Origin of the sequence: Rhodanobacter aciditrophus (assembly GCF_042679525.1) — a bacterium.
Taxonomy (GTDB): domain Bacteria; phylum Pseudomonadota; class Gammaproteobacteria; order Pseudomonadales; family Marinomonadaceae; genus Marinomonas; species Marinomonas aciditrophus.
In genome coordinates this window covers 1-26,567 of sequence record NZ_JBHTMN010000002.1, presented here as the reverse complement: position 1 = coordinate 26,567, position 26,567 = coordinate 1, and the positions used below count along the sequence as shown (strand labels likewise).

Annotated in this window: 20 protein-coding genes and 4 tRNA genes; 17 read left to right on the top strand and 7 right to left on the bottom strand. The window is 46.7% G+C overall.

The genetic code is table 11. The annotated features are described in order from the left end of the window. Positions 1-24: 24 nt before the first annotated feature. From ACFQ45_RS00130 to ilvD, 3 genes are all read right to left on the bottom strand, one after another. On the bottom strand, positions 25-1,248 hold the full coding sequence (locus ACFQ45_RS00130) for a sensor domain-containing diguanylate cyclase (protein WP_377364113.1): 1,224 nt from the start codon (positions 1,246-1,248) through the stop codon (positions 25-27). A 42-nt stretch (positions 1,249-1,290) separates the two neighbouring features. Beyond that, positions 1,291-2,133, bottom strand: coding sequence for a 23S rRNA (adenine(2030)-N(6))-methyltransferase RlmJ (locus ACFQ45_RS00125; RefSeq protein ID WP_377364111.1), 843 nt, complete (start codon positions 2,131-2,133; stop codon positions 1,291-1,293). A 69-nt stretch (positions 2,134-2,202) separates the two neighbouring features. Beyond that, the gene (ilvD, locus tag ACFQ45_RS00120) at positions 2,203-4,047 is read right to left on the bottom strand and encodes a dihydroxy-acid dehydratase (protein ID WP_377364109.1); all 1,845 of its coding nucleotides are present in this window, start codon (positions 4,045-4,047) and stop codon (positions 2,203-2,205) included. Positions 4,048-4,204: 157 nt separating this feature from the next. On the opposite strand from ilvD, the gene ACFQ45_RS00115 reads away from it, so the two are divergent. Continuing rightward, complete coding sequence (locus ACFQ45_RS00115; protein ID WP_377364107.1) at positions 4,205-5,407, top strand: EAL and HDOD domain-containing protein; 1,203 nt, start codon at positions 4,205-4,207, stop codon at positions 5,405-5,407. A gap of 472 nt (positions 5,408-5,879) precedes the next feature. Here the strand turns inward: ACFQ45_RS00115 and fdxA are convergent, their stop codons facing one another. Both fdxA and mutS read right to left on the bottom strand, forming a co-directional pair. Beyond that, positions 5,880-6,203 carry a ferredoxin FdxA gene (gene fdxA, locus ACFQ45_RS00110; protein ID WP_377364105.1) on the bottom strand — a complete coding sequence of 108 codons (324 nt, stop codon included), beginning with the start codon at positions 6,201-6,203 and terminating at the stop codon, positions 5,880-5,882. 115 nt (positions 6,204-6,318) lie between these two features. Beyond that, positions 6,319-8,946 (bottom strand): DNA mismatch repair protein MutS, encoded by a 2,628-nt coding sequence (mutS, locus tag ACFQ45_RS00105; protein ID WP_377364103.1) that lies wholly within the window; start codon positions 8,944-8,946, stop codon positions 6,319-6,321. Between the two features lie 81 nt (positions 8,947-9,027). On the opposite strand from mutS, the gene ACFQ45_RS00100 reads away from it, so the two are divergent. The 4 genes from ACFQ45_RS00100 (at position 9,028) to ACFQ45_RS00085 (ending at position 13,908) form a co-directional block, all read left to right on the top strand. Beyond that, a complete protein-coding gene (locus ACFQ45_RS00100) occupies positions 9,028-9,513 on the top strand; it encodes a CinA family protein (protein WP_377364101.1) in 486 nt (161 codons plus the stop codon). A gap of 105 nt (positions 9,514-9,618) precedes the next feature. Continuing rightward, positions 9,619-10,680: a recombinase RecA gene (gene recA, locus ACFQ45_RS00095; protein ID WP_377364099.1), complete on the top strand. Its 1,062-nt coding sequence runs from the start codon at positions 9,619-9,621 to the stop codon at positions 10,678-10,680. 252 nt (positions 10,681-10,932) lie between these two features. Next, positions 10,933-12,318 carry an SLC13 family permease gene (locus ACFQ45_RS00090; protein WP_377364097.1) on the top strand — a complete coding sequence of 462 codons (1,386 nt, stop codon included), beginning with the start codon at positions 10,933-10,935 and terminating at the stop codon, positions 12,316-12,318. An 87-nt stretch (positions 12,319-12,405) separates the two neighbouring features. Further along, positions 12,406-13,908, top strand: a complete 1,503-nt coding sequence (locus ACFQ45_RS00085; RefSeq protein ID WP_377364095.1) for a V-type ATP synthase subunit I domain-containing protein — start codon at positions 12,406-12,408, stop codon at positions 13,906-13,908. On the opposite strand, the gene ACFQ45_RS00080 is transcribed toward ACFQ45_RS00085, so the two are convergent. Next, positions 13,905-14,357: a regulatory protein RecX gene (locus ACFQ45_RS00080; protein ID WP_377364093.1), complete on the bottom strand. Its 453-nt coding sequence runs from the start codon at positions 14,355-14,357 to the stop codon at positions 13,905-13,907. The genes ACFQ45_RS00085 and ACFQ45_RS00080 overlap by 4 nt on opposite strands. A 178-nt stretch (positions 14,358-14,535) precedes the next feature. Here ACFQ45_RS00080 and ACFQ45_RS00075 point away from each other — a divergent pair, with 178 nt between their 5' ends. The 9 genes from ACFQ45_RS00075 to ACFQ45_RS00035 all read left to right on the top strand — a co-directional run bounded on the left by ACFQ45_RS00075 (position 14,536) and on the right by ACFQ45_RS00035 (position 21,812). Further along, positions 14,536-15,792 (top strand): D-amino acid dehydrogenase, encoded by a 1,257-nt coding sequence (locus ACFQ45_RS00075; protein ID WP_377364091.1) that lies wholly within the window; start codon positions 14,536-14,538, stop codon positions 15,790-15,792. Between the two features lie 9 nt (positions 15,793-15,801). Beyond that, complete coding sequence (gene alr, locus ACFQ45_RS00070) at positions 15,802-16,890, top strand: alanine racemase (protein WP_377364089.1); 1,089 nt, start codon at positions 15,802-15,804, stop codon at positions 16,888-16,890. Between the two features lie 208 nt (positions 16,891-17,098). Beyond that, positions 17,099-19,735 (top strand): alanine--tRNA ligase, encoded by a 2,637-nt coding sequence (alaS, locus tag ACFQ45_RS00065; RefSeq protein ID WP_452600436.1) that lies wholly within the window; start codon positions 17,099-17,101, stop codon positions 19,733-19,735. Positions 19,736-19,778: 43 nt separating this feature from the next. Next, entirely contained in the window at positions 19,779-21,020 is a 1,242-nt protein-coding gene (locus tag ACFQ45_RS00060) for an aspartate kinase (protein WP_377364085.1), read from the top strand. Positions 21,021-21,155: 135 nt separating this feature from the next. After that, positions 21,156-21,341: a carbon storage regulator CsrA gene (gene csrA, locus ACFQ45_RS00055; RefSeq protein ID WP_377364083.1), complete on the top strand. Its 186-nt coding sequence runs from the start codon at positions 21,156-21,158 to the stop codon at positions 21,339-21,341. 62 nt (positions 21,342-21,403) lie between these two features. Then, positions 21,404-21,493 (top strand) — tRNA-Ser (locus ACFQ45_RS00050). 5 nt (positions 21,494-21,498) lie between these two features. After that, positions 21,499-21,575, top strand: a tRNA-Arg gene (locus ACFQ45_RS00045). A 60-nt stretch (positions 21,576-21,635) separates the two neighbouring features. Beyond that, positions 21,636-21,712, top strand: a tRNA-Arg gene (locus ACFQ45_RS00040). Between the two features lie 23 nt (positions 21,713-21,735). Next, positions 21,736-21,812, top strand: a tRNA-Arg gene (locus ACFQ45_RS00035). A gap of 125 nt (positions 21,813-21,937) precedes the next feature. On the opposite strand, the gene ACFQ45_RS00030 is transcribed toward ACFQ45_RS00035, so the two are convergent. Continuing rightward, positions 21,938-22,915 (bottom strand): tRNA dihydrouridine synthase, encoded by a 978-nt coding sequence (locus ACFQ45_RS00030; RefSeq protein ID WP_377364081.1) that lies wholly within the window; start codon positions 22,913-22,915, stop codon positions 21,938-21,940. A 148-nt stretch (positions 22,916-23,063) separates the two neighbouring features. Here ACFQ45_RS00030 and ACFQ45_RS00025 point away from each other — a divergent pair, with 148 nt between their 5' ends. The 3 genes from ACFQ45_RS00025 to ACFQ45_RS00015 are packed head-to-tail and all read left to right on the top strand — an operon-like array spanning position 23,064 to position 26,349. Next, the gene (locus ACFQ45_RS00025) at positions 23,064-23,318 is read left to right on the top strand and encodes an OadG family protein (protein WP_377364079.1); all 255 of its coding nucleotides are present in this window, start codon (positions 23,064-23,066) and stop codon (positions 23,316-23,318) included. Between the two features lie 30 nt (positions 23,319-23,348). Further along, positions 23,349-25,157 carry a sodium-extruding oxaloacetate decarboxylase subunit alpha gene (gene oadA / locus ACFQ45_RS00020; RefSeq protein ID WP_377364077.1) on the top strand — a complete coding sequence of 603 codons (1,809 nt, stop codon included), beginning with the start codon at positions 23,349-23,351 and terminating at the stop codon, positions 25,155-25,157. Between the two features lie 19 nt (positions 25,158-25,176). Continuing rightward, positions 25,177-26,349 (top strand): sodium ion-translocating decarboxylase subunit beta, encoded by a 1,173-nt coding sequence (locus ACFQ45_RS00015; RefSeq protein WP_377364075.1) that lies wholly within the window; start codon positions 25,177-25,179, stop codon positions 26,347-26,349. Positions 26,350-26,567: the final 218 nt, after the last annotated feature.

The window sequence follows — 26,567 nt, the reverse complement described above, 5'->3', positions numbered from 1 at the left end:
ATAGAGGCTTTTGTCTGTGGCAATTTATTCGGCAATAGACAAGGTCAGGCCGGATGTACGTGCTTTCTCGACGGCTGCGTTGGCGCTTTGAGCCAATTCTTCAATGTTCTCCCCATCTTCTGGGAAAGTGGCTAAGCCAACACAGAGGTTTAAGTGGCTGGCGTCGGAAAACTCCAGTACTTTACGCTCGTCTTCCTTGGGGGTTAGGAAGGTTTTCATCAGTTTTTCGGCGTCTTTAAGGCTGGTGTTGGGCAATAGAAGCAAGAGCTTGTCATGGGCTACACGAGCTAAGATGTCCGCTTCACGGATTTTCTTGTAGATGAAGCGCGCTGTGGTGTGAATAGCGGTATTGCGCTGATCTAGGGGCATGTCTGCCAGTAAGCCTCGGGCATCAAGGTCGATTTTTGCCATGGTAAGCGGTGTGTACTGGCGACGGGCAAGCCCCAATTGCTTAGTGAAATGGGTCAGTGCAGCGCCCTTATTTAACAATCCTGTTAATTCATCAAAGGTGGCCTGTGAGCGTAGGTGTTCTTCGAGGGCTTTTTGGTGACTGATGTCTTCTACAAAACCTATGATCTTCTTCACCTCGCCCGCATTGCTTTGGCTGTAGGTACGGCCACGTTCGCGGACCCAGATGTACTCATCGTTGGCGCGACGAATACGGTATTCTGCTTCGTAGTATTTTTGCCGGTGTTCAATGTGCTCTTTTACCGTTTGAATGAGCTTGGCTGCATCATCTTTGTGAATACGACTGTGCCAGTCAACGGTGTTGTGTGGCGTGTCTTCTAGAGGACAGCCTAGTAAAGAGGCAATGGATTGAGAGCAGGAAATAGTGTCCCCTTCGACCTCCCACATCCACAGGCCTGCAGAGGATTCGGTCAAGGCAAATTTGAGTAAGGTGTTTTCTGCTACGGAAAAATCAAGATGGTCCGTGTGGGAGATGTATCCGAGTACATTTGTCTCATCGAGCAGACTGAGGCTGATTTCTGCGGCAAGTAAGCGATCACCAACTTGTAAAGGTGCAGTAACCCGTTCAATGGTGCCTTGTTTAATCAGGGCAACCGTTTGACTCAAAGATGTTTGGTGGTCGTGGATAAACTCTGCCCAGCTTTCTGGGCGCGTGGCGCCCACATTGAGGTAGAGGTTTTCCAAGCTTCCGTTCGCTGCTTTGATCTCGCCGCTTTCAATATCGGCCACAAAGGCTGGTGTTGGCATGCGAAGAAAAGCAGTGTGAAATGGAATGGTCATTTGAGACTCCTCTGTCAATCAATGTGACGCCTAATAATAAGTTTACTCTGGGGTGATCCATCGCAGTTGGAAATGTGCGTCAGAGTCTTCTGCTAAGGTATCCACTAGATACGGTAGGAAGGTCTTTGCTTCGCTTTCCAGCGTCCATGGTGGGTTAACAACTATCATGCCACTGCCAGCCATGCCGCGTTTTGTTTCCGTGCCACGAATATTCAATTCTAGTAGCAGGGTATTCTTAATTTTGGTCGCTTCAACGGCATCAAGCAAGCTGTCAGCCTGACGGCGATTGAGTACAGGATACCAGATGGCGTAGGTCCCTTGGGCAAAACGTTTATGGCCTTCTTCGAGTGCTTTAACGACTTTTTGATAGTCGTTTTTCACTTCATAAGGCGGATCCATCAGCACAAAACCTCGCTTTTGAGGGGGTGGCAGCATGGATTTTACCGCAAGGAATCCATCATCTTTTACCACATTTGCGACTCTTTTTTTGGGGAAAAGTGCAGCAAGTAATGGAAAGTCGTTGGGGTGCAACTCACATAGATGCATTTTATCCTTCATCCGCAAATAGTGATCTACCACCATTGGGCTGCCGGGATAAAATTGTAATTGACCGTCAGGGTTGAGCTCTCGGACGATCTCTACAAAGGCTTCTAAGGGCTCAGGTAGGTCTTCTTTTTCAAGCAATCGACTGATGCCCGTGGCGAATTCTTGGTTGAGTTGTGCTTGGTCTGATTCAAGCTCGTACAGCCCAATACCTGCATGGGTATCCAAATAAAAGAAAGGGGCTTCTTTTTTGGTTAGGTGGCGGCATATTTGGCTGGCAACTAAGTGCTTCAAAATATCCGCGTGATTGCCCGCATGGTATATGTGGCGATAGCTAAGCATAGTGATGATCCTAAAAATTAAAAAAGCCGCCCCTCATAGGAGGCGCGGCTTGAGCTTTGTAAGCGTTGATCAGTCAAGTTGATCCAAGTCGCGCACGGCACCTTTATCGGCACTGGTGGCAAAGTGGGCGTAAACTTTCAACGCTGTTGACACTTTACGTGGGCGCTCTTCGACAGGTTTCCATGCTGCAGTGCCTTTGGCTTCCATTGCTGCACGACGTTCTGCCAATTCTTCATCAGAGATCATGACGTTGATGGAGCGATTTGGAATGTCGATTAAGATGCGATCGCCATTTTCCACTAGGCCAATTGCGCCGCCGGCTGCGGCTTCAGGTGAAACGTGACCGATCGATAGGCCAGAAGTACCACCAGAGAAACGACCATCCGTCAGTAGGGCACAGGCTTTGCCTAGACCTTTCGACTTGATGTAAGAGGTTGGGTACAGCATTTCCTGCATGCCAGGACCGCCTTTAGGTCCTTCGTAGCGAACGATAACGATGTCGCCAGCTTCCACTTTATCAGCCAAGATGTTGCTGACGGCTTCGTCTTGAGATTCTGTTACGTGGGCACGACCTTCGAATACAAGGATTGATTCGTCTACACCGGCACTCTTCACCACACAACCGTCTAGGGCAATGTTACCGTATAGAACCGCCAGACCACCTTCTAAAGAGAAGGCATTTTCAAGAGAACGAATACAGCCATTTGCGCGGTCTCCGTCTAGAGTTGGCCAGCGGCAGTCTTGGCTAAAGGCGACTTGTGTTGGAATGCCACCAGGGCCTGCTTTGTAGAATTCTACAACTTCAGGAGACGGTGATTCCATGATGTCCCACTTCTTAAGGCCATCTAGCATGGTGTCTGAGTGAACCGTATGTACGTGGTTATGTAAGATACCTGCGCGATTGAGTTCGCCTAATAGACCAAAAATACCCCCAGCACGGTGAACGTCTTCAATATGGTATTTCTGGGTGTTAGGAGCCACTTTACATAGCTGAGGCACTTTACGAGATAGGCGATCAATATCTTGCATGGTGAAATCAACACCTGCTTCACGTGCAATTGCCAATAGGTGAAGAATGGTGTTGGTGGAACCGCCCATGGCGATGTCCAATGTCATAGCATTTTCAAAGGCTTCGAATGTTGCGATGGAGCGTGGCAACCACTTAGCTTCGTCTTTTTCGTAGTAATTCTTAGCGATCTGAACGATGCGCTGACCTGCTTCGAGGAACAAGCGCTCACGATCTGCGTGGGTGGCGACGACGGTACCGTTACCTGGAAGACTTAACCCTAGTGCTTCTGTTAAACAGTTCATCGAGTTCGCAGTGAACATACCGGAACAAGAACCACAGGTAGGACAAGCAGAACGCTCGATTTCGGCAACAACTTCGTCGGAAACACTGTCGTCTGCGGCAATAACCATAGCATCCACTAGATCAAGCTTGTGCTCAGAAAGCTTGGTTTTGCCTGCTTCCATTGGTCCGCCAGAGACGAAGATAACAGGAATGTTAAGGCGCATAGCGGCCATTAGCATCCCAGGTGTGATCTTGTCACAGTTAGAAATACATACCAGTGCATCGGCACAGTGTGCATTGACCATGTACTCGACAGAATCAGCAATAAGGTCACGGGACGGCAAGCTGTAAAGCATCCCGTCATGGCCCATTGCGATACCGTCATCCACCGCAATGGTGTTGAATTCTTTAGCCACACCGCCAGCGTTTTCAATTTCACGGGCGACCAATTGTCCAAGGTCTTTTAGATGTACGTGACCTGGAACGAACTGAGTGAATGAGTTAGCTACGGCGATAATAGGTTTGTGAAAGTCTTCATCCTTCATGCCCGTTGCGCGCCAAAGGGCACGAGCGCCTGCCATATTGCGGCCGGCGGTAGAGGTTTTCGAGCGATATTCTGGCATTGGTATCCCCACAATTTATTTTGCTTTATTTATCCGGTCATGTTACCAAGTTTATTGCATTCGCCCAAAGACAAATTTGGCAATACAGTGAGCATATAGAGTGCAATTGTCAGAGCTCGTTGCCTAACTAAGTATGACGTCAAAGGTTCTAGCACGTATGAACTACCAAAACGTAGCGATAGCTCGTCAGCCAATTGTCGATAATAAACTGTCAACGATTGCATATGAGTTGCTGTATCGTCGCGATGCCCAGGCAATGGATGCTGATGTTTACGATCAAGTGGGTGCGACAGCTCAAGTTATTACAACCAGTTTGCTGGATTTGGGGTTACACAATCTCGTTGGTTCAGGTAAGGCGTTTGTAAATTTTCCTCGGGGTTATTTGATTAACCCAAGCGGTGTGCCGCTTCCCAAAGAGCATACGGTAATAGAGGTGCTGGAAACAGCGGGCTTTGATGCTGTGCTGTTGGCGTCACTGCGTCGTTGGCACGGGGCTGGTTTCAAGTTGGCTTTAGATGATTTTGTGTTTGAGCCTAAGTTGTCGCCTTTTGTTGAGATTGCGGATTACGTCAAACTGGATATGAAGGCCTTAGGTAAAGAAGCCTTTCATAAACAGGTTGAGATGCTTAAACCCTTCAAAGTTAAGTTGATCGCCGAAAAGGTCGAAACTTGGGAAGATTATCATTTCGCTAAGTTGCTCGAGGTAGATTATTACCAAGGCTATTTCTTCGAAAAGCCTGAATCGATTTCTCGTAAAGCTTCCCGCGTCAATCAAATGACTCTGTTGCAGTTGATGGCCGCTATGATGAAAGCCAGCGACTTATCCATTTCCGAGCTTGAAAGCATTGTCAGTCAAGACATAGGCTTGGTTCACAAGTTGCTCAAGTATCTTAACTCTCCTATGACGGGCTTGATGGCCTCCGTAGATTCCCTTCGTTTAGCCATCATGCTAATCGGTATTGATCAACTTAAAGCCATTACTAATTTATTGCTGATGTCAGAAATGACGGCTGACCGGGAAGCTTTGCAATCTCAAGTATTACTCCGTGCTAAGCATGCTGAATTGTTTGCTAAAAAGCGCCAGTACGCCAACGAAGATCGTTATTTTCTCGCGGGCATGTTGTCCCTGATAGATGTGTGTGTGGGCATTGATCTGGATACCATCTTGTCTGAGCTACCTTTACCGTTAGAGTTTACCAGTGCCATTGTTGAGCGCTCAGGGCGTGTGGGCTATACCTTGGACTTGATCGAAGCGTATGAAAAACAGCGTCCCATTAAAGCTCCTGAGGATGTCACTCTATTGGCGGAAACCTATACTGAAGCGGTTAAATGGGTAGAAGGATTTCGCTCTTCTTTATAGAGATCAGGGTAAGGTGTCAGGAGATATCTAATTGCTTGTATGAATTTTCCGACGTTGCTCGTAAGGGAATTCAGTGTGTTGCGGGAAGTTTTGGAAATTACGGCTTCATAAAATCTAATTGTCTGATTTTAAATGACTTTTTTGTTTTTTGGTTGTTTTTTTGTGAGTTGATTCTTGGCGCTGATCGGTTAAAGTGTACTTATCCAAACGGAACTCATGGATCGAGGGGCGCATGATGCGCAACAGAGTAGGATCTCTGTAAACATGAATGAAAGCTAGGACAGCTTTTTAGATGGATCTAGATCACAGGATGTGAATGATTTCATGGAGCGAAATCATGCGAACATGAACGGTTGGATCTCACGGATAGTTAAACAGAATGTTTTACTCATCGGATGAGCGCTTTTCAGGACGAAGAGCAAAAAAATGGGCAGCCACTAGGCTGCCCTTTTTTTCGTCTGGAGTCGCTGTGTTAGCGCTCTAGGTGCTCAAGCTTATCTTCCACACCATCCCACTCTGTAGCATCTGGCAACGCATCTTTTTTCTCAGTGATGTTTGGCCAAATTAATGCTAATTCTTGGTTTAGCTCAACAAAGATATCTTGACCATCTGGCAACTCGTCTTCAGAGAAGATTGCGCCAGCAGGGCATTCAGGCTCGCATAATGCACAGTCGATACATTCATCAGGGTTAATGGCTAGAAAGTTTGGGCCTTCATAAAAACAGTCCACAGGGCAGACTTCTACGCAGTCCGTGTACTTACAACGAATACAGTTATCAGTGACGATGAAAGCCATACGACTTCTCCTAGAAACGGTTCAAAATTTTGCGGATATTTTAGAGCGTTAGGCTGTTTACCAGCAAGGGAGAAATGCTAATCGCTCTAAATTTATCTGTCATTAGCTTATGCTGCTAAAGATCCTTTTTAAGATTATAAAGCATATTTAGGGCTTCAAGGGGAGTTGTGTTATCCAGATCCAGTGATTTGATCGCTTCTTTCAACTCATTTTGCTCGTCCAAGGCAAACATGTCTGGCTGCATGGGAGACTGAGTTGCTGCTGATTTGGCTTTTGGTGCGGATTTTTTCACTGGCTCGGGGCTGATTTCAGGTGCAGTTTTGAAGCTGTCTTGCTCCAGTTCAGTAAGTTTTTGGCGCGCCTCAATAATAACGTCTCTTGGTACGCCTGCTAATTGCGCCACCTGTAAACCATACGACTGGCTTGCAGGGCCGTCATGCACCTGATGCATAAAGACAATTTCGTCTTCGTACTCGGTGGCCGTTAGGTGAACGTTTGCCGCGTTTGGAAGGCGATCCGCTAAGGTGGTTAATTCAAAATAGTGGGTTGCGAAAAGCACATAGCTACCCAAGTTATTAGCCAGATATTCTACCGCCGACCAAGCCAGAGAGAGACCGTCGAAAGTACTGGTGCCTCGTCCTACCTCATCCATGAGTACCAAGCTGTCTTTGGTGGCGTTATTTAAAATGTTTGCGGTTTCAGTCATTTCCACCATGAAGGTGGAGCGCCCGCCAGCTAAATCATCAGATGAACCCATACGGGTAAAGATGCGATCCACAACAGAAATGGAGGCGGACTCCGCTGGGACGAAGCAGCCGGTATGCGCAAGCAAGGTAATAATGGCTATTTGGCGCATATAGGTAGATTTACCGCCCATGTTTGGACCAGTGATCATGAGTAGGCTACGGCCATCGTTGAGCTCTAAGTCGTTGGGGATAAAGGGATCGGTAATGACGGATTCGACAACCGGATGACGGCCCGCTTGGATAGCAATGCCTCCCTCATTGTGTAGGCTTGGTCGCACAAAGCTCAAGCGGTTTGCTCGTTCTGCAAAACAGTGTAGTACGTCAAGCTGGGAAACGGCTTGGCTACCTGTTTGAAGCGGCCCTAGCTCATCATTAAGTTTGTCTAGAAGTTGTTCATAAAGTTGCTTTTCACGGGCCAAGGCTTTGGATTTTGCACTCAGGGCCTTGTCTTCAAATTCTTTTAATTCAGGTGTGATGAAACGCTCGGCATTTTTTAATGTTTGTCGGCGAATGTACTCAGCTGGCGCTTGATCAGAATGCAAGCGGCTGATTTCAATGTAATAACCGTGCACTCGGTTGAAGCCTACTTTTAAAGAGGCTATGCCGGTGCGTTCTTTTTCTCGGCGTTCCATTTCAGCTAAGTAATCTGTCGCATTGGTAGACAAGGAGATCAGTTCGTCCAGTTCTTCATCGTAACCGAATGCAATGACTCCTCCGTCACGTACGACCGAAGGTGGGTTTTCCACTAGGGCGTTCGTTAGCTCCTGAGTCAGTTCTGGTAGTTCTACTAAGCGGTCTTTTAGAAGCGTCAGACGAGTGCTGCTGCTAACTTGGTCTAATTGATCGCGAATGGCGGGCATCGCTTCTAATGCCATCCGTAAACGAACCAAATCTCGCGGACGTGCGGAGCGTAAGGCAACGCGGGATAGAATACGTTCTAGGTCGCCGATCTTTTTGATGCTGTCGTGTAACGTTTCAAAATGGAAGCCTTCGAGTAGCGCTCCGATAGCGTCCTGACGAGCATTAATTTCATCTAGGTCACGAATAGGAGTGTGCAGCCAGCGTTTAAGTAAGCGGGATCCCATCGGGGTAGCACAGCTATCAATGACACTCATTAGGGTGTTGGTTGTGGTGCCATTTAAGTTTTGGTCGATCTCTAAGTTACGACGAGTAGCGCCATCGATGAGTACCGAATTGTCCCGCTGCTCCACGCTGATGGATTGAATATGGGGTAGTGCAGACCTTTGTGTATCTTTGGCGTACTGGAGCAGTGCCCCTGCGGAAGCGATGGCCGCACTCATGGCTTCACAGCCAAAGCCAGATAGGTCTTTTGTATTGAATTGTTGGATGAGTTGGCGGTAGCTGGAGTCGAAGTCAAAATGCCATGGGCCCAATTCGCTCACGCCGCGCTCAAGGGTAATGAGGTCTCGAGCAGGGAAGTCTTCAGAAATCAGGACTTCTTTAGGTGTTAGGCGTTGCAATTCGCTAGCTAGCGCTTCAAAGCCATCCACTTCAAATACGCAGAAGCGACCACTGGCCATATCCAAATAAGAAAAGCCAAAGACATCCAGCCCTTTGCGTTGTACGTGGGCAATAGATAGAAGTAGGTTTTCTCGCTTTTCCTCTAAAAAAGCTTCATCACTGATGGTGCCAGGGGTAACGATACGGGCGACTTGACGTTCGACCGGGCCTTTACTGGTGGCTGGATCGCCAGTCTGTTCAGCGATGACTACGGATTCTCCCATGCGAACAAGGCGGGCAATGTAGTTTTCCGCTGCATGATAGGGGATTCCTGCCATAGGAATGGGTTTACCCCCGGAATGCCCGCGGGCCGTCAGCGTGATATCCAGTAGCTCTGCCGCGCGTTTTGCATCGTCGTAAAACAACTCATAAAAATCGCCCATGCGGTAAAATAGCAGCTGGTTATGATGCTGCGACTTTAAGCCAAAATACTGGCGCATCATGGGGGTGTGGTTGTCTTTGTCGTGTTGACTCATGCAGCGGCTCGCGTTGTGTATTTGTGTGTGTGAAACAGGGCGGATATTCTAAGGGAAAATCTCATCAGATTTAAGGGAGTGATGGAAGTGAGTGAAGCAATCATTCATGATTTGGTCGTCAAAGTCGCAGAAGCATTGACAGCAGACGGTAAGATGTTGGTCACGGCTGAGTCATGTACCGGTGGTTTAATTGGGGCCAGTTGTACTGAATTAGCTGGCAGCTCCGCTTGGTTTTTCGGCGGTGTCATGAGTTACGCGAATGAAGCGAAAGTCCGTGGGTTGGGGGTATCAGAACAAACCCTCGCCACACACGGTGCAGTCAGTGAAGAAACCGTTGTACAAATGTGTGCCGGAGCCTTGGCGCTCGGTGGTGATATTGCTGTGGCGGTTAGCGGAGTGGCTGGACCAGGGGGCGGCTCGAAGGAAAAGCCTGTCGGCTGTGTGTATATTGGGTGGCAACATAAAGGCCAGCCAGCTCAGGTCGAAAGATGCCTGTTTTCCGGTGATCGTAAAGGGATTCGTGATGCCACTGTGATACGTGCGTTAGAAGGTGTGTTGTCACTCTAAATAAAAAGCATGTGTTTTTATACAGTATTTTCTTGAGTGCAATTTTAAAACGCGTTACATTAGTCTCAGTTTAAATTTACAGGTAAATACCACTAGGATTTTGATATGGCATCTACAGCAGACAACAAGAAAAAAGCGTTAGACGCAGCGCTTTCTCAAATCGAGCGTCAGTTTGGTAAAGGCGCCATCATGAAGATGGGTGAAGGCGCAAAGCTGGACATCGAAACCGTTTCTACTGGCTCTCTAGGTCTTGATATTGCACTGGGTGCTGGTGGTTTGCCTTATGGCCGTATTTGTGAAATCTATGGTCCTGAGTCTTCAGGTAAAACCACATTAACGCTTAGTGTTATCGCAGAAGCTCAGAAGCAAGGTAAAACCTGTGCCTTCATCGACGCCGAGCATGCTTTAGATCCGTCTTATGCGGAAAAGCTAGGTGTTAACATTGGTGACCTGTTGGTTTCTCAGCCAGATACGGGTGAGCAAGCCCTAGAAATCTGTGACATGTTGGTACGCTCTAACAGTGTAGATGTAGTCATTGTTGACTCGGTTGCAGCCTTGGTGCCTAAGTCTGAGATTGAAGGGGAGATGGGTGATTCTTCTGTCGGTGTTCAGGCGCGTCTTTTGTCGCAAGCCATGCGTAAACTTACTGGCTCTATCAAGCATGCTAACTGTCTTGTTGTCTTCATTAACCAGATTCGTATGAAGATCGGTGTCATGTTTGGCTCTCCAGAAACCACTACAGGTGGTAATGCACTGAAATTCTATAGCTCCGTACGTTTGGATATTCGCCGTATCGGCTCTGTTAAGCAAGGCGATGAAGTCATTGGTAACGAAACCCGCGTAAAAGTTGTGAAGAACAAAATTGCGCCGCCATTTAAACAGGCTGAATTCCAGATCATGTATGGTGCGGGTATTTACCGTATGGGTGAGATCATTGATCTAGGTGTGAAGCAAGGATTCGTTGATAAGTCCGGTGCTTGGTATGCCTACAATGGCAATAAGATTGGTCAAGGTAAAGCGAATGCTGCTCAGTTCTTGGCGGACAATCCTGAGATTGCTCAAGAAGTAGAAGCTAAGATTCGTGAAACCCTGTTAGTGAAAAAAGCCACCAAAGAAGAAGCTGCGGCAGAGGCTGACTCAACTGAAAATGCTGAGTTAGACCTTTAGTCCTAACGTTTCCAGATACTTTCGATTTCTAAAAAAGCAGCCAATAGGCTGCTTTTTTTGTTTCAGAGGTGGGTTCATCGGTGATTTGAAGAGTACTTATGTTAAATGTCAATCAGGATGGAATCTGACATATTTTTCCCACTTCTAGCATTGCTGTGAACCCCAATAGACCGTTTTAATGCTGGGCTTGTTGTTTAATTGTTGTTCAAGCATGATGATCACGCTTGGCTACTCCGATAAAGGAATATAAGAATGAGTAGTAAACCTTCCTCACGGCCAGTCGTTAGCTCGGCCACTGGTGTTTTTAATATCAAGTCATTAATTGTTGTGTTCGATGTGCTTTTGTTTGCGTTGCTTTATAACACCTTACCCTTTGAGTCTAATGTGGTGCTTGGCTTAAGTATATTGGTGTTTGTCGCCATTCTTTGGTTAACAGAAGCTTTGCATGTCACGGTCACCGCTATTTTGGTTCCTGTTATGGCGGTTTTATTTGGTGTTTTTAATACGCAAACGGCGCTGAATAATTTCGCAAATGCCACTATTTTTCTGTTCTTAGGGGGCTTTGCCTTGGCCGCAGCCATGCGAGTACAAGGTTTGGATAGGGTCATTGCCGATAAGGTATTGCAAATGGCGCGAGGGCGGATGAATCTCGCTATCTTTATGCTGTTTGGTGTAACGGCGGTGCTGTCTATGTGGATCAGTAATACGGCCACAGCCGCTATGATGTTGCCTTTGGTGTTGGGTATCTTAAGCAAGGTGGATCAGGAGCGTGGCCACAGTACCTATGTGTTTGTTTTATTGGGGATTGCCTACAGTTCCAGCATTGGTGGGATTGCCACCTTGGTGGGGAGTCCGCCAAATGCTATTGCTGCGGCCCAGGTAGGATTGTCTTTCTCTGAGTGGATGGCATTTGGTTTGCCTGTGTCCTTGATCTTACTACCCATTGCCGTTGCCTTGCTGTATTTGATTTTGAAACCTGACCTTCGTGGTGGTTTTGATCTTAATGTGGAACCTGTGGTCTGGAGCCAAGGTAAAGTACTAACCTTGGTGATTTTCTTCTTAACCGTCTTTATGTGGATCTTTAGTAAGCCGATTAATGGCATGCTAGGGGGAATCAAAAGCTTTGACACAATTATTGCTCTCGGAGCGATTATCTTGGTGTGTTTTTCTGGGGCTGCGAAATGGAAGGATGTGGAGAAAACCGCAGATTGGGGGGTGTTACTCTTATTCGGAGGTGGGATTTGTTTAAGTAATATTTTGCGGGAAACGGGTACTAGCATGTTTCTTGCGAACGAGCTGAGCGTCTTGATTGCAGATCTGAATATTGTGGTAGTAATCCTAGTTATTGCAGCGTTTGTGGTGTTTCTAACGGAATTTGCTAGCAATACTGCCAGTGCAGCGTTATTAATTCCTGTGTTCAGCGGTTTGGCTGAGGCCTTCGGAGTATCTCCGGTGATTCTAGCTGTGTTGATTGCCATCTCCGCTTCTTGTGCCTTTATGTTGCCAGTGGCAACCCCTCCTAACGCTATTGTGTTTGCGTCAGGGCATATAAATCAGAGCGAGATGATGCGGGTAGGTTTTGTTTTAAACCTTGTCTGCATCATATTGTTAAGCTTGATTGCTGTGACATTTTGGTAATTCGACTGTTAAAAATAGTACGCTGTGTGGAGTCTTATTTTTTAAACAACTATTCTAAAGGGAAGATAGGATGACTAGGTGTTCTCGATGAATTTGGTGTTTGTGTTGATGATCACAACCGGAGTGTCTGCTCTACTGCTTATTGCAAGCGGTGTGTGGTACTGGCGCGTCAAGCAAAAATCCAAAGTTGAAACGCCTGTTGATTCAGTTGAAGACTCCGAGGACTTTGATGATGAGGCTGTCACAGATGATCAACTGTCTCAAAATAGCCATTGGTTGGCGCTATTGGATCAACAGCTTGCAGTCTGTGAACAGCTTTCCGAGGAGCAGCAAGATCTTTCTCTAAAATGTTGGCATACGTTCCTGAGTATTGAGCGTGAGTTGCTCTCTGGGGATGACGAGGATGTCACGCCATACCTGAGTCAGTTCGAGTTTGTCTTAGAGCAACTGCAGCAAGCCCAAGAGATTGATGTCTTACTTAAACGTTTATCTGTTAGTAACAATCTGCTGAAAGAACTCAATAAGGTGATTCAGCACACTGGCGACTTGGTATTTGATCAAATGAATATTACGGCCGATCTAAATGCCAAGCTTGATAAGCAGCAGGAAAAACTTAACGAAGAACATGAAGTCGACCAAGAGCTTGCCAGTGTTCGTGCAGAGTTGGCTTCCATGTATGAATTGGGTGAGCGTTTGAAAGCTGATGCTGGCAACAGCTCCAGTGAGCAGTATTTAGATGCATTATCTGAGTTCTTAGGTGAAACTTCCTCCGATGGTTTCTTGGCGCCTATGCGTACAGAGTTGGATGATAAGGTAGACGAGCTACAGCATTTAGCAGATTACCGCGCCTCTGTGATCAATGAGCTAAAGGATCGTGTCAGTCAAAAGCGTGAAGTTGCCCATGGTAAGGACGATCATTTAGCGGAATACGACATTGCTTTTGCGCGTTTCGAGAAGAGTTTGTTAGAAAGTAATCGCGTAATAAAGTCTCTCGAAAATAAGCTAGAGAGCTTGCAGACCATCAAGTACAACTTGAATGTGGATGTACGTAAGCGTGAGGAAGCGTTGCGCTTGAAAGGTGCTCAGCTTGAGTCTAAAGATGAAGTTAGTGTGATGTCTGCTCAAGAGGCGTTGGCTAATGAGTATGACTCGGTAGAAGCCTTGTCTGGCTTTATCGATGCAATGCCATTCCATAAGGACTACGAAGAATTTGAAAGTGAACAGCTGGAAAAACTTGCTTCCCTTAAGAAGATGGTGGATGACTCAGAGTTATATGTGAATGTGCTTGAGCGAGACTTGGATAAGGCTAAGTTGGAGTACGATCAATTAACTCAGCGCTTAAATGGAGACGTGGGAGAGGTAGTTCCAACGTCTCAAGAGCAAGAAGAAATTGAGAATTTAAAAGAGATTAATGCAGAGCTTGAAGACGAAAAGCGGCGTTTGTTGGATCAGCTTGATTCTGGTGCTGATGATAACGAAGAAGTCCTGCTGTTGCAGAAAAAAATAGCTGATCTGGATGCTAAAATTGATACGGTTCAGGCAAATTACGTGAACATGGAGGAGCGTTACCTTAATTCTCTTATGTCTTAATCCTCTTCTCTGTATTCGATGGCGTGTTTGATTTCGTCGAAGCCAAACCCTCTGTAAGCCAAATACCTTGTTTGTTTGGCTTTTTCTTTATAATCGCGACTGACAGCTTCTCCAAATTTTTTAAGCTTTAACTCTAGAGCTAATTCAAACCAATCAGCCTCCAGAGCATTGAGTGCCTGCTTAGCGGATGCCTCATCAATGCCTTTCATTTTAAGTTCATTCAGGATGCGTTGCTTGCCCAGTGGTTTTGCGGCTTTGCTGCGAGCAAAGGCTTCAGCAAAACGCTGATCATTGACGTAGTTATATTCGATGAGTTTGTCGATAGCCGCTTGAATGTCCTCAGCCGAAAACTCTTTGCGACTTAGCTTTTGTTGAAGTTCTCGAACAGAGTGTTCGCGGGCGCCTAACAGCCATAAGGCGTGGTTGTAGGCGGAAGCTTGATGAGTCATAGGATATTGGTACTGCAAAAGGAAAGATTATAGCTGAAATAATTTGAATTGATAAATTATATGATTATCTGTTTAGTGTTGATCTTATGGTTTTTAATTCTTTATATGATTTTAAATATGGTGAGAAATTCTAGTTATCTTTTGGAAGAATAGTGGATAGTTCTTTTGGAGGTTCGCTATGAATGTTTGTATCTTAGGGGCAGGGGTTGTGGGTTTGACGTCTGCCTATTATTTAGCAAAGCAAGGTGTGCAGGTGACAGTTTTGGACCGTCAGCCAGGTGTGGCTTTGGAAACAAGCTTTGCCAATGCAGGTCAGATTTCTCCCGGGTACTCTGCCCCTTGGGCGGCTCCTGGGATACCAATGAAAGCCGTCAAATGGTTGATGCAAAAGCATGCGCCGCTGAAAATTAGCCCAGAGCCAGAAGTTAAAAAGTTGCTTTGGATGACCAAGATGTTGGCTAACTGCACCAATCAAGCCTATAACGTAAATAAATCTCGAATGATGGCTTTAGCGGAGTTCAGTCGTGATTGCTTTATTGATTTGCGCAAAGAGTTGGGCATTCGTTATGACGATGGGCAAGGTGGTACCACACAACTGTTTCGTACGGATGAGCAGGTAGAAGGCGCCGCAAAAGATATCAAGGTGCTCAAGGCCTTGGGAGTGCCTCATGAAGAGTTAACCCCCGCTGATATTCTTAAAGTCGAGCCGGGGTTGGCACCTGTGATTGATAAGTTTAAAGGTGCATTGCGATTAACGGGAGACGAAACCGGTGATTGCTATATGTTTTGTGAAGCGCTAAAGGCTGAGTGCGACAAGCTTGGAGTGGATTTTAAGTTCAATACTTCCGTTGAACGTCTGGAAATCAATCAAGGTGCTATCAAGGGCGTACAAACTAAAGAAGCTATGCTTAACTTTGATCAGGTGTTGGTGTGTCTTGGTAGCTACTCCAAAGAGTTGCTCAAAGCGATTGATTTGGATGTGCCCATTTACCCTGTAAAAGGGTATTCCTTGACGGTGCCAATCACACAATCTGAGTTTGCACCGACGTCAACCATTATGGATGAAACGTACAAGGTGGCGGTGACTCGATTGGGAAATCGCATTCGTGCGGCAGGTACAGCGGAGCTAACGGGTTATAATCTAACAATGCCAAAAGTCCGAACGGATACGATTGCTCATGTGGTCGGTGATGTCTTTCCTCAAGGAGGGGATTTATCAGAAGCGGAATATTGGACTGGATTGCGCCCCATGACGCCAGATGGCACGCCAGTGGTCGGTGGAACGCCGATTAAGGGTTTATTCCTAAATACTGGGCATGGAACCTTAGGATGGACCATGAGTTGCGGATCTGCAGCACTGATTGCTGATATCATGTTAGGTGAGAAGACTGCGATCGACTCATCGGATCTTGCAGTTAAACGTTACGCACATTAAGGGGCGCAGATGTCTAGGCCACTTACAGCGACCGTCAATTTAGACGCGATCCTGTCAAACTACCGCTATGCAAAGCAATTGCATCCTACTTGTCATGCTTTTGCTGTCGTAAAAAGTAACGCCTACGGCCATGGTGCCGTTCGTGTTGCAACTTTTCTCGACGAGGAGGCGGATGCCTTTGCCGTCGCTACGATCGAAGAGGCTTTGGAATTGCGTGAAGCCGGTATTGAATCACCGGTCATGCTTTTGGAAGGTGTCTTTGAAGACTCCGAATGGGAGTTGTGTCAGCAACATGGTTTTTGGGCTGCCGTAGAAAATGAAGTCCAACTCCATGGTTTGCTCGAGCGTGATATCCAGATTGAAAAAATCTTTGTGAAATTGGATTCAGGGATGCATCGTTTGGGTGTGACCAAGGAAGTCGCAGACGATTATGTCCATGCTTTACGGGCTTCAGGGAAAGTAGGTGAGGTCTTGCTAATGACACACTTCTCTTGTGCAGATGACTTGGCAGACTTAACCACCATGAAGCAGCTCACTTACTTTGAGCAAGCTCGCCAATTGATTGGTGAGATCGGGTCCAGTGTGGCGAACTCTGCGGCCATTATGAAATGGAGTGTGCCTGAAAATGGCTGGATTCGTCCTGGGATTATGTTGTACGGCATTTCCCCATTTTCCGAATTGAGCGGTGCCGAGTTGGGATTGACTCCTGCTATGACTTTAACGTCCAAGGTGATTTCTGTTCGCTCTTTGGTGGCCGGTGATCGAGTGGGTTATGGGTTAGGTTACCAGGCTGAGGAAGATCATGAGTTAGGTACGATTGCCATTGGTTACGGGGATGGCTATCCACGTAGCGCACCAGCAGGCACCCCTTTGTTGATTAACGGCAAACCTGCTGAGCTGGCAGGGCGTGTGTCTATGGACATGATCACCGCCAAATTTAGCCACACAGATCAGTCCTTGGCGATTGGTGATGAAGTGGTACTTTGGGGTGAAGGTATGCCAGTAGAGAAGGTGGCGTACTGGTCAGATACCATCGGCTATGAGCTGGTTACACGCATGACGACTCGACCTAAGTTGGTTTATACCAGCGAGTCGTAACCTCTTTTACCTCCTTTCTGACGGTTTTCTCCCAATTACTTATGTTAAATCATGGGTAATTGGGAGGGATTGCTAAAAATAAGCGCAAAATCTGTTCTTTAGGTTTTGATCATTTACGCCTTTTCCGTGTACTATTTTCTACCTTTTAATTGCCAAAGTGTCTTCTTAAGGAGGCTTTGACGCAATTCAATTCGCCAGATATTTAGAGATAGAGTCTCATCCAATTATGAAGAGTTCTGAGTTACGCCAGTCATTTTTGTCTTTCTTTGAAAGCAAGCAGCACCAGATCGTGGAATCCAGCTCACTGATTCCGGGCAATGATCCGACCCTGTTGTTCACAAACGCGGGTATGGTGCAATTTAAAGATGTATTTCTAGGGGCTGATAAACGTCCATACACGCGAGCGACGACGTCCCAGCGCTGTGTGCGAGCCGGTGGTAAGCATAATGACCTTGAAAACGTAGGTTACACCGCCCGTCACCATACATTCTTTGAGATGTTGGGTAACTTCAGCTTTGGTGATTACTTCAAAGAAGAGGCTATCTCTTACGCCTGGGAGTTTTTAACCGGTGTTTTAGGTTTGCCAAAAGAAAAGCTGCTCGTCACTGTCTATGCGGAAGACGATGAAGCCTATGGTATTTGGAAAGACAAAATCGGCGTGCCAGCGGAAAAAATCATCCGTATCGGTGACAACAAGGGTGCCCGTTATGCATCAGATAACTTCTGGGCAATGGGTGATACGGGGCCATGTGGTCCATGTACCGAAGTATTCTACGATCACGGTGAGCATATTTGGGGTGGGCCTCCAGGTTCTCCTGAAGAAGATGGCGACCGTTTTATCGAAATCTGGAACGTTGTATTCATGCAGTACAATCGTTCTGCAGATGGCACGATGGCGAATTTGCCTAAGCCTTCTGTTGATACTGGAATGGGGCTTGAGCGTATTTCTGCTATTTTGCAGGGGGTACACTCTAACTACGAAATCGACTTGTTCCAAAATCTAATCAAGGCAGCTGCCTTGGCTGTGGGGACAGAAGATCTTTCTTCTCAGTCACTGCGGGTTATTGCTGACCATATTCGCTCCTGTTCCTTCATGATTGTGGATGGTGTTGTGCCATCTAATGAGGGACGTGGTTATGTATTGCGCCGTATTATCCGCCGTGCTGTACGTCATGGAAATAAACTGGGCCAAAAACAGCCATTCTTCCATAAGCTAGTGGCAGCACTGGATGCGGAAATGGGCGAAGCCTACCCAGAGCTACGTAAGTTGGCTGATCGCGTTGCCTCTATTCTACTCAAAGAAGAAGAGCAGTTCGCGAAAACCCTAGATCAAGGGATGCGCATCCTTGAAGAAGATATTGCTAACCTTGGTGATAGCAAAGTCATTCCAGGAGCGACTATCTTTAAGCTTTACGATACCTATGGCTTCCCTGCAGATTTGACGAATGATGTTGCCCGTGAAGCAGGTCTTGAAATCGACGAGGCAGGTTTTGAAGCGGCCATGGAAGAGCAACGTGCCCGTGCCCGTTCTGCGAGTAACTTCAGTTTGGATATGTCTGGTTCTGTCAGTGTGGACGGTCAGACAGAATTCACAGGCTACTCTTTCCTTGAAGGTCAAAGCCCTGTTGAGCAGATTCTAGTTGATGGTGCTTCGGTTGAAGTGCTTCAGCAAGGTCAAAAAGGATTGGTCGTGCTAACAGAAACTCCTTTCTACGGAGAGTCTGGTGGTCAGGCGGGTGATCAAGGTTGGTTCCGTGGTCCCGCTGCCGTAAAAGTGAGCAATACTACTAAGCAAGGCAAGGTGCATTTGCATCATGTGGAAGTTCGTGAAGGCGCTTTGAAAGTCGGTGACGTGGTCACCACGGAAGTGGATCGTTCTTTACGTAATGCTACGGCACTAAACCACTCAGCGACTCACTTATTGCACGAAGCATTGCGCCGTGTGTTGGGTGATCATGTGTTGCAGAAGGGCTCTTTAGTCAATGCGGAGCGTCTACGTTTTGACTTCTCTCATTTTGAAGGTCTGACTGCAGCAGAGCTAGAACAAGTGGAAGATATGGTAAATGAGCAGGTGCGCTTGAACCATGAAACCATTACCGAAGTCATGGACATTGAAGCGGCCAAAGCGAAAGGCGCTCACGCTCTATTCGGCGAAAAATACGAAGCGCAAGTTCGAGTTCTGACCATGGGGTCTGATTACTCCATTGAGTTGTGTGGTGGTACACATGTTAAGCGTACCGGTGATATTGGCCTGTTTAAGATCGTTCAGGAAAGTGGTATTGCTGCAGGTGTACGCCGTATTGAAGCAATAACAGGTAAAGCGGCAATTGATGCAACCCGTCAAACGGATGCGACTTTGGCTCAGATTGCTGGGCTATTTAAGGCAAGCAAAGAGGCTGCCTTGGATAAGGTAGTGGCGCTTAATGATCAGGCTCGTGCCCTGCAAAAAGAAATCGATCAGCTAAAATCTAAGTTGGCGGCTCAAGCTGGCGCTGATTTGGCGTCTCAAGCGGTGGAAATCAACGGCGGTAAGTTGTTGGTGGCGCAAGTTGAGATTGACGATCCAAAAGGGCTGCGAGATCTACTGGACGAGTTAAAGAGTAAGCTTGAATCCGCGGTGATCCTGTTGGCGGCTGTTAATGATGGCAAAGTGAGCTTGATTGCTGGTGTGACGAAAGAGCTAACAGCGAAAGTCAAAGCAGGCGATCTGATTAAAATGGCTGCGCCTTATGTGGATGGTCGCGGTGGTGGTCGTCCAGACATGGCTCAAGCAGGCGGAAGCAAACCCGAAGGGGTTGCTGAAGTGTTATCGCTAGTGCCTGAATGGGTGAGCGAGCGAGTTTAGTTTTATGCGCCCTACGGGGCGCTTTTTAGTGGAAGTTTAGAAAATGGCATTGTTAGTTCAAAAATATGGTGGCACCTCGGTAGGCTCTGTTGAACGTATCGAAGCGGTGGCAGACCGAGTGCTTAAGCACAAGCAGCAAGGTGATGACATCGTTGTTGTGGTGTCAGCAATGAGTGGTGAGACAAACCGCTTAATCGAGTTGGCAAAGAGTGTCCAAAACACGCCAAATGAGCGTGAAATGGATGTGCTTCTGTCTACTGGTGAGCAAGTCACTATCGCCCTACTGAGTATGGCGTTGATGAAACGCGGTCTATTGGCAAAATCTTATACCGGTAGCCAAGTGCGAATCACGACTGACAATGCCCATGGTAAAGCGCGTATTGAGAGTATTGATACGGAAGCCATGCAAGCGGATCTGGCTGAAGGCAAGGTGCTGGTTGTGGCTGGCTTTCAAGGGGCTGACGCTCAGGGCAATATCACAACGCTAGGACGTGGTGGCTCTGATACCACGGGGGTGGCTTTGGCCGCTGCTTTGAAAGCTGATGAGTGCCAAATCTATACTGACGTAGATGGCGTGTACACCACGGATCCGCGAGTGGTAGACAGTGCCCGTCGTCTAGAAAAAATCACCTTTGAAGAAATGTTGGAAATGGCCAGCTTAGGTTCAAAGGTTCTGCAAATCCGCTCTGTTGAGTTTGCGGGGAAATACCAAGTTCCGTTACGTGTCCTATCTAGCTTCATTGAAGGAGAAGGGACGCTTATTACTACTGATGGAGATGAAAATATGGAACAGCCTGCTGTTTCTGGTATCGCGTTTAATCGTGATGAAGCCAAATTAACTCTTAAGGGCGTACCTGATATTCCAGGTGTGGCATCAAAGATTCTTGGTCCTGTAAGTGATGCGAACATCGAAGTGGACATGATTGTTCAGAACGTCTCTGTGGACGGCACAACGGATTTTACCTTTACTGTGCATCGTAACGACTATGAGAAAGCGATCTCTGTTCTGAAGGGGGTTGCTGAGTCTCTGGAAGCGAAAGAAGTTATTTCAAACGATAAGATCGCTAAGGTGTCTATCGTTGGGGTGGGGATGCGCTCCCATGCGGGTGTTGCCAGCTCTATGTTTAAAGCTTTAGCTGATGAGTCCATCAATATTCAGTTGATCTCTACCTCAGAGATTAAAGTTTCTGTAATCATTGATGAGAAATATATGGAGTTAGCGGTTCGAGCTCTACATTCTGCATTCAAACTTAACGAAGCAGATGCAGGTGTTAGCGAAGCGTAACACTTTGACACAAGATCATCTGGTGCATGGGTAGATTCGGGGTTAGAGAGCGGCTACAATTCGTCTTGTAAGGAAATCCCTACAAAGTAGTCAGGGATTTCCAATGTCTCACAAGGATATTTAAGGAGAAATGCTATGCTTATTTTAACTCGTCGTGTAGGTGAAACACTTATGGTTGGTGATGAAGTGTCTGTCACTGTACTAGGTGTAAAAGGTAATCAGGTTCGTATCGGTATCAATGCACCAAAAGATGTTTCTGTGCACCGTGAAGAAATCTACCTTCGCATTCAGAAAGAACAAGACGAACAAACAGAAGATTAATTTTTTTTAAAAAAAGTCTTTACAACACATTTGGTGTCTCTATAATACGCGGCACTTGTTTCGGAGAGTTGGCCGAGTGGCCGAAGGCGCTCCCCTGCTAAGGGAGTATGGGGTGAAACTCATCGAGGGTTCGAATCCCTCACTCTCCGCCATTTACGCATCCGTAGCTCAGCTGGATAGAGTACTCGGCTACGAACCGAGCGGTCGGAGGTTCGAATCCTCCCGGATGCGCCATTACGTGTTAACAAGTGACGAATAAAGAGCTATCCATCTTAATTCGAAAAATTAGATTACGCATCCGTAGCTCAGCTGGATAGAGTACTCGGCTACGAACCGAGCGGTCGGAGGTTCGAATCCTCCCGGATGCGCCATCTAACATCAATTAAGTAGTTACGCATCCGTAGCTCAGCTGGATAGAGTACTCGGCTACGAACCGAGCGGTCGGAGGTTCGAATCCTCCCGGATGCGCCACACTTAATATTCTCCTAAGTTTTCCTTTCGTTTAATCCCTTCTAGATATTTCAAATTTAGATTTCATTCTTTTATTTCTGATCAAAACCTTCCTTGGTTTACTTCAGGTCTAGTGCTTTGTTTTTTTATATTTCGCTTCCACTTAATTTATCGAGTACCTGTTTGAGCTCATAGGTGCTTTGGGTCTGTCGAATGCTTTTTAGGTTTTCGGCTATGATCGGCCAATCTTGGCGCAAGTGTGCGCTCCATTGCTTAATGCGACCGAGGGTTGCGAAGTCATCGTAGTGCTCTCCTAGGGTGGTCATATATCCCTGGATGAGGTCGTACAATTCTGTAAATGTGCCTGCTTCCCCTCCTTTTAGCTCCCGAAAGATGAACGGGTTGCTTAGGCTACCTCGGCCAATCATGAAATGATGACATTGAGTTTGCTCTAAACAAGCTTCCAGATTTAACCGACTATTAATGTCTCCGTTAGCGATGATGTTCATAGTCGATTGTTGTTTTGCATGTCCTATTTTTTCCCAGCGCGCAGGAGGGCCATAGCCGTCTTTCTTGGTGCGTCCGTGTATTGTGAGTGTCTGAGCGCCTGCAGCTTCGATGGCGGCTAGATTTTCATAGAAAAGTGCCTCATCCATAAAGCCAAGACGCATTTTGGCAGATAAAGGTATGTTTTTAGGCAGGGATGTCTTGACGGTATGTACTATATTAAAAAGCGCCTCGGGAGTTTGTAGTAAAAATGAACCTCCGCCATGCCCATTAACACGCTTAGCAGGGCAGCCAAAATTAATATCAATATGAGTTGCGCCGGCGTCCACTGCATTGGCAGCACTGGCGCCCATGATCTCAGCATCAGATCCGAGTAATTGAATGTGGACAGGGTGACCGTGAATCGTTTTGGCACCTGTATTGAGTTCCGGTACAAGTTTTTTAAAAGCTTGGCTGGAAGTAGGCTGCTGAGTGACTCGGACAAATTCTGATACGAGATAATCCATGCCGCCTATTTTTGAAAGTAGAGCGCGCATGGTGTGATCCATGACGCCTTCCATTGGGGCGACAGCGAGTAGTATGTCTGGTGAGGCTTTGGGGTGTGTGTTTAGGGTCACGTTATCTAACTGTTATGCAAAAAAAATATGAAACTGTTATGGTTTGTGATACAAAAGAACTTACATTGCGGACTTAATGTGCACGTGTGAGTATTAAACGTCTGCTTTTGTCACGTTTTGAATTATTCAGATTTTTATGGAAAGTGCTATGAATAACTTAATTAACGATGGTTTTGGGTTGATGTTACTAGGGATGGGGTTTGTATTCCTATTTCTTGGCGTGTTGATATTTGCAACGACATACATGTCAAAGCTGTTAACTCGCTACTTTCCTGAAGCAATGCCGGTGGTAAAACCAAGGGCAGCGACTGCTACGGCACCTGCTGCTAAGTCCTCCGGCGTGGATCCTAAAATAACAGCAGCTATTACTGCTGCGATTCACCAACACCGTAACCGTAAATAATTTTTAGCTAATCTTTTTAGAGGCCAAGACATGTCAGATAACAAACGCCCTCTCGGTATCACTGATGTTGTATTACGAGATGCACATCAATCGCTTTTTGCTACTCGTATGCGTATCGACGATATGCTTCCAATCGCAGAAAAACTGGATCAGATTGGTTTCTGGTCTTTGGAATCATGGGGTGGGGCAACATTTGACTCTTGTATTCGTTTTATCGGTGAAGATCCGTGGGATCGTATCCGTGAATTGAAAAAAGCGATGCCTAATACGCCACAACAAATGCTACTGCGCGGACAAAACCTTTTAGGTTACCGTCATTATGCAGACGATGTGGTTGCTAAGTTTGTTGAGCGTGCAGCGAAAAATGGCGTGGATGTGTTCCGTATTTTTGATGCTATGAATGATCCGCGTAACCTTGAGACAGCGATTAAGGCTGTTAAAACTGAAGGGAAGCATGCGCAAGGAACGATCTCTTATACAAAGAGCCCAGTCCATACTTTGAAAACTTGGGTTGATTATGCGAAAACCCTTGAAGACATGGGGGCCGATTCGATCGCCATTAAAGACATGTCTGGTATTTTGACGCCTTATGATGCATTTGAATTGGTAAGTAAGCTTAAAGAGCAAACAGACCTAGAAGTGCAGTTGCATGCCCATGCCACCTCAGGCTTGTCTGACATGACCATTCTGAAATCTATCGAGGCGGGTATCGACCGCGTAGATACCGCTATCTCTTCAATGTCTATGACCTATGGACATTCCTCTACAGAGTCTGTTGTTGCGGCACTACAGGGTACAGATCGTGATACGGGTCTAGATCTAACTAAACTGGAAGAGGTTGCTGCATACTTCCGTACTGTTCGTAAGAAGTATGCGAAGTTTGAAGGCTCTTTGCGTGGTACGGATTCTCGTATCTTAATCGCTCAAGTGCCTGGTGGCATGTTGACCAATATGGAAAACCAACTGCGCGAGCAAGGGGCTTCCGACAAGTTTGATGCTGTACTAGAGGAGATTCCTCGTGTGCGTCAAGACTTAGGTATGATTCCTTTGGTGACTCCAACGTCTCAGATTGTTGGTACTCAAGCGGTGCTAAACGTGTTAACAGGCGAGCGTTATAAATCAATCTCTAAAGAAACCGCAGGTATCTTGAAAGGTGAATACGGTGCAGCGCCAGCGCCGTTTAATGAAGAGCTACAGGCTCGCGTTTTAAATGGTGCAGAAGCTATTACATGTCGACCTGCTGATTTGTTGGATCCAGAAATGGATAAGCTTTCGGCAGAGCTGTCTGAGCTTGCAAAAGACAAAGGTCTTAAACTTGCTAATGACGAAATTGATGATGTGCTGACCTATGCCTTGTTCCCACAAATTGGTCTTAAATTCCTGCAAAACCGTGGTGATGCGTCAGCGTTTGAACCAGCTCCAACATTAGAGGAGGTGGCAGCGCCAGCAACACCAAAAGCTGAAGTGTCAAGCAAAGAGGCAGGTGATGCTTCTGTTTATACTGTCAGTGTTGCGGGTGAGACCTTTGTTGTGCAGGTGAGCGAGGGCGGGGATGTTAATAGCATTCAGCCAGCTACCGCTCCAGTGTCTGCACCAGCTCAGCCTGCTGCACCAGCTCCAGCAGCGGGTGGTGAAGATGTGCCGGCACCTTTAGCAGGGAATATCTTTAAGGTTTTAGTGTCGCCAGGTGAGCAAGTTGCTGAAGGGGATACCTTAATGATCATGGAAGCCATGAAAATGGAAACGGAAATTTCTGCACCAAAATCAGGGACTGTCGGTTCTATCCTTGTGAAAGAGGGTGATGCTGTTCAGGTTGGTCAAGCGTTGCTGACTCTATAAAGCAGGGTGAGATAATAAAATGGAAGAGAAATTATTAAACCTGTACCACGATACTGGTATCTATCAGTTGGAGTTTGGTCAGTTCGTTATGATGTGTGTGGGCTTGCTGCTCATTTACCTTGCCATCAAAAAAGGCTTTGAACCCTTGCTGCTACTGCCAATCGGCATAGGGGCCATCCTAGTGAATATTCCTGGTGCCGGGTTTATGGCTGCGCCAGTCTATGATGCGACGGGGCACATGGTGTCACCGGGTGGATTGCAGTACTACATCTATCATGGTGGTATTGAAACGGGCCTATTCCCATTGCTTATCTTTATGGGAGTGGGGGCCATGACTGATTTCGGGCCCATGCTGGCTAACCCCAAGACCCTATTGCTTGGGGCTGCGGCTCAGTTCGGTATTTTTGCAACCGTGATTGGTGCTGTGGTTTTAGGTGCTACTGGCATTATGGATTTCTCTCTCGCGGATGCAGCAGCGATTGGCATCATTGGTGGTGCGGATGGTCCAACAGCTATCTTCGTGGCAAGCCGCTTGGCTCCTGACCTGCTAGGGGCGATTGCAGTGGCTGCATATTCCTACATGGCGTTGGTACCTTTGATTCAGCCGCCCATCATGAAGGCACTGACTTCTAAAGAAGAGCGTGCTATTCAAATGGTGCAGCTTCGTCATGTATCTAAAACCGAAAAGATTGTCTTTCCAATCGTAGTGACCTTGCTGGCAGCGGCATTTTTGCCTTCTGCTGCACCACTGTTAGGTATGTTCTGTTTCGGTAACCTGATGAAAGAGTCTGGAGTGGTCGATCGTTTGAGTGATACGGCTCAAAACGCATTGATTAATACTGTGACGATTTTCTTAGGATTGGGAGTGGGGTCGAAGCTTAGCTCTGAAGCCTTCCTTAATATAGAAACCCTAGGTATTTTGTCCCTTGGATTGGTGGCGTTTGCAATCGGTACTGCAACGGGTGTTTTGATGGCGAAACTGATGAACAAGATGTCAGCATCACCAATTAACCCATTGATTGGTGCTGCAGGTGTGTCAGCGGTTCCAATGGCTGCTCGAGTTGCCAATAAAGTGGGGCTTGAAGCTAACAAGCAGAACTTCCTGTTAATGCATGCCATGGGGCCAAACGTAGCCGGCGTAATCGGATCTGCGGTAGCTGCGGGTGTTATGCTGAGTTATGTGGGGGGGTAAACAACTCTTCCTCTAAGTTATGTACAGAAAAGCCCACCTTTCGGTGGGCTTTTTGCGTATTAAATGTGTATAACCTGTGGGAAGAAAATAAAGCCGTTTTTTTAACAAAAAAGCTCAAAAAAGGGTTGCGTTAAAAATTCGCGAAGGTAATATACGCACCCACTGACACGGCAGGCCACCACGGACTGCAAAGCGAATCAAACGAAACGCTAAAGTGT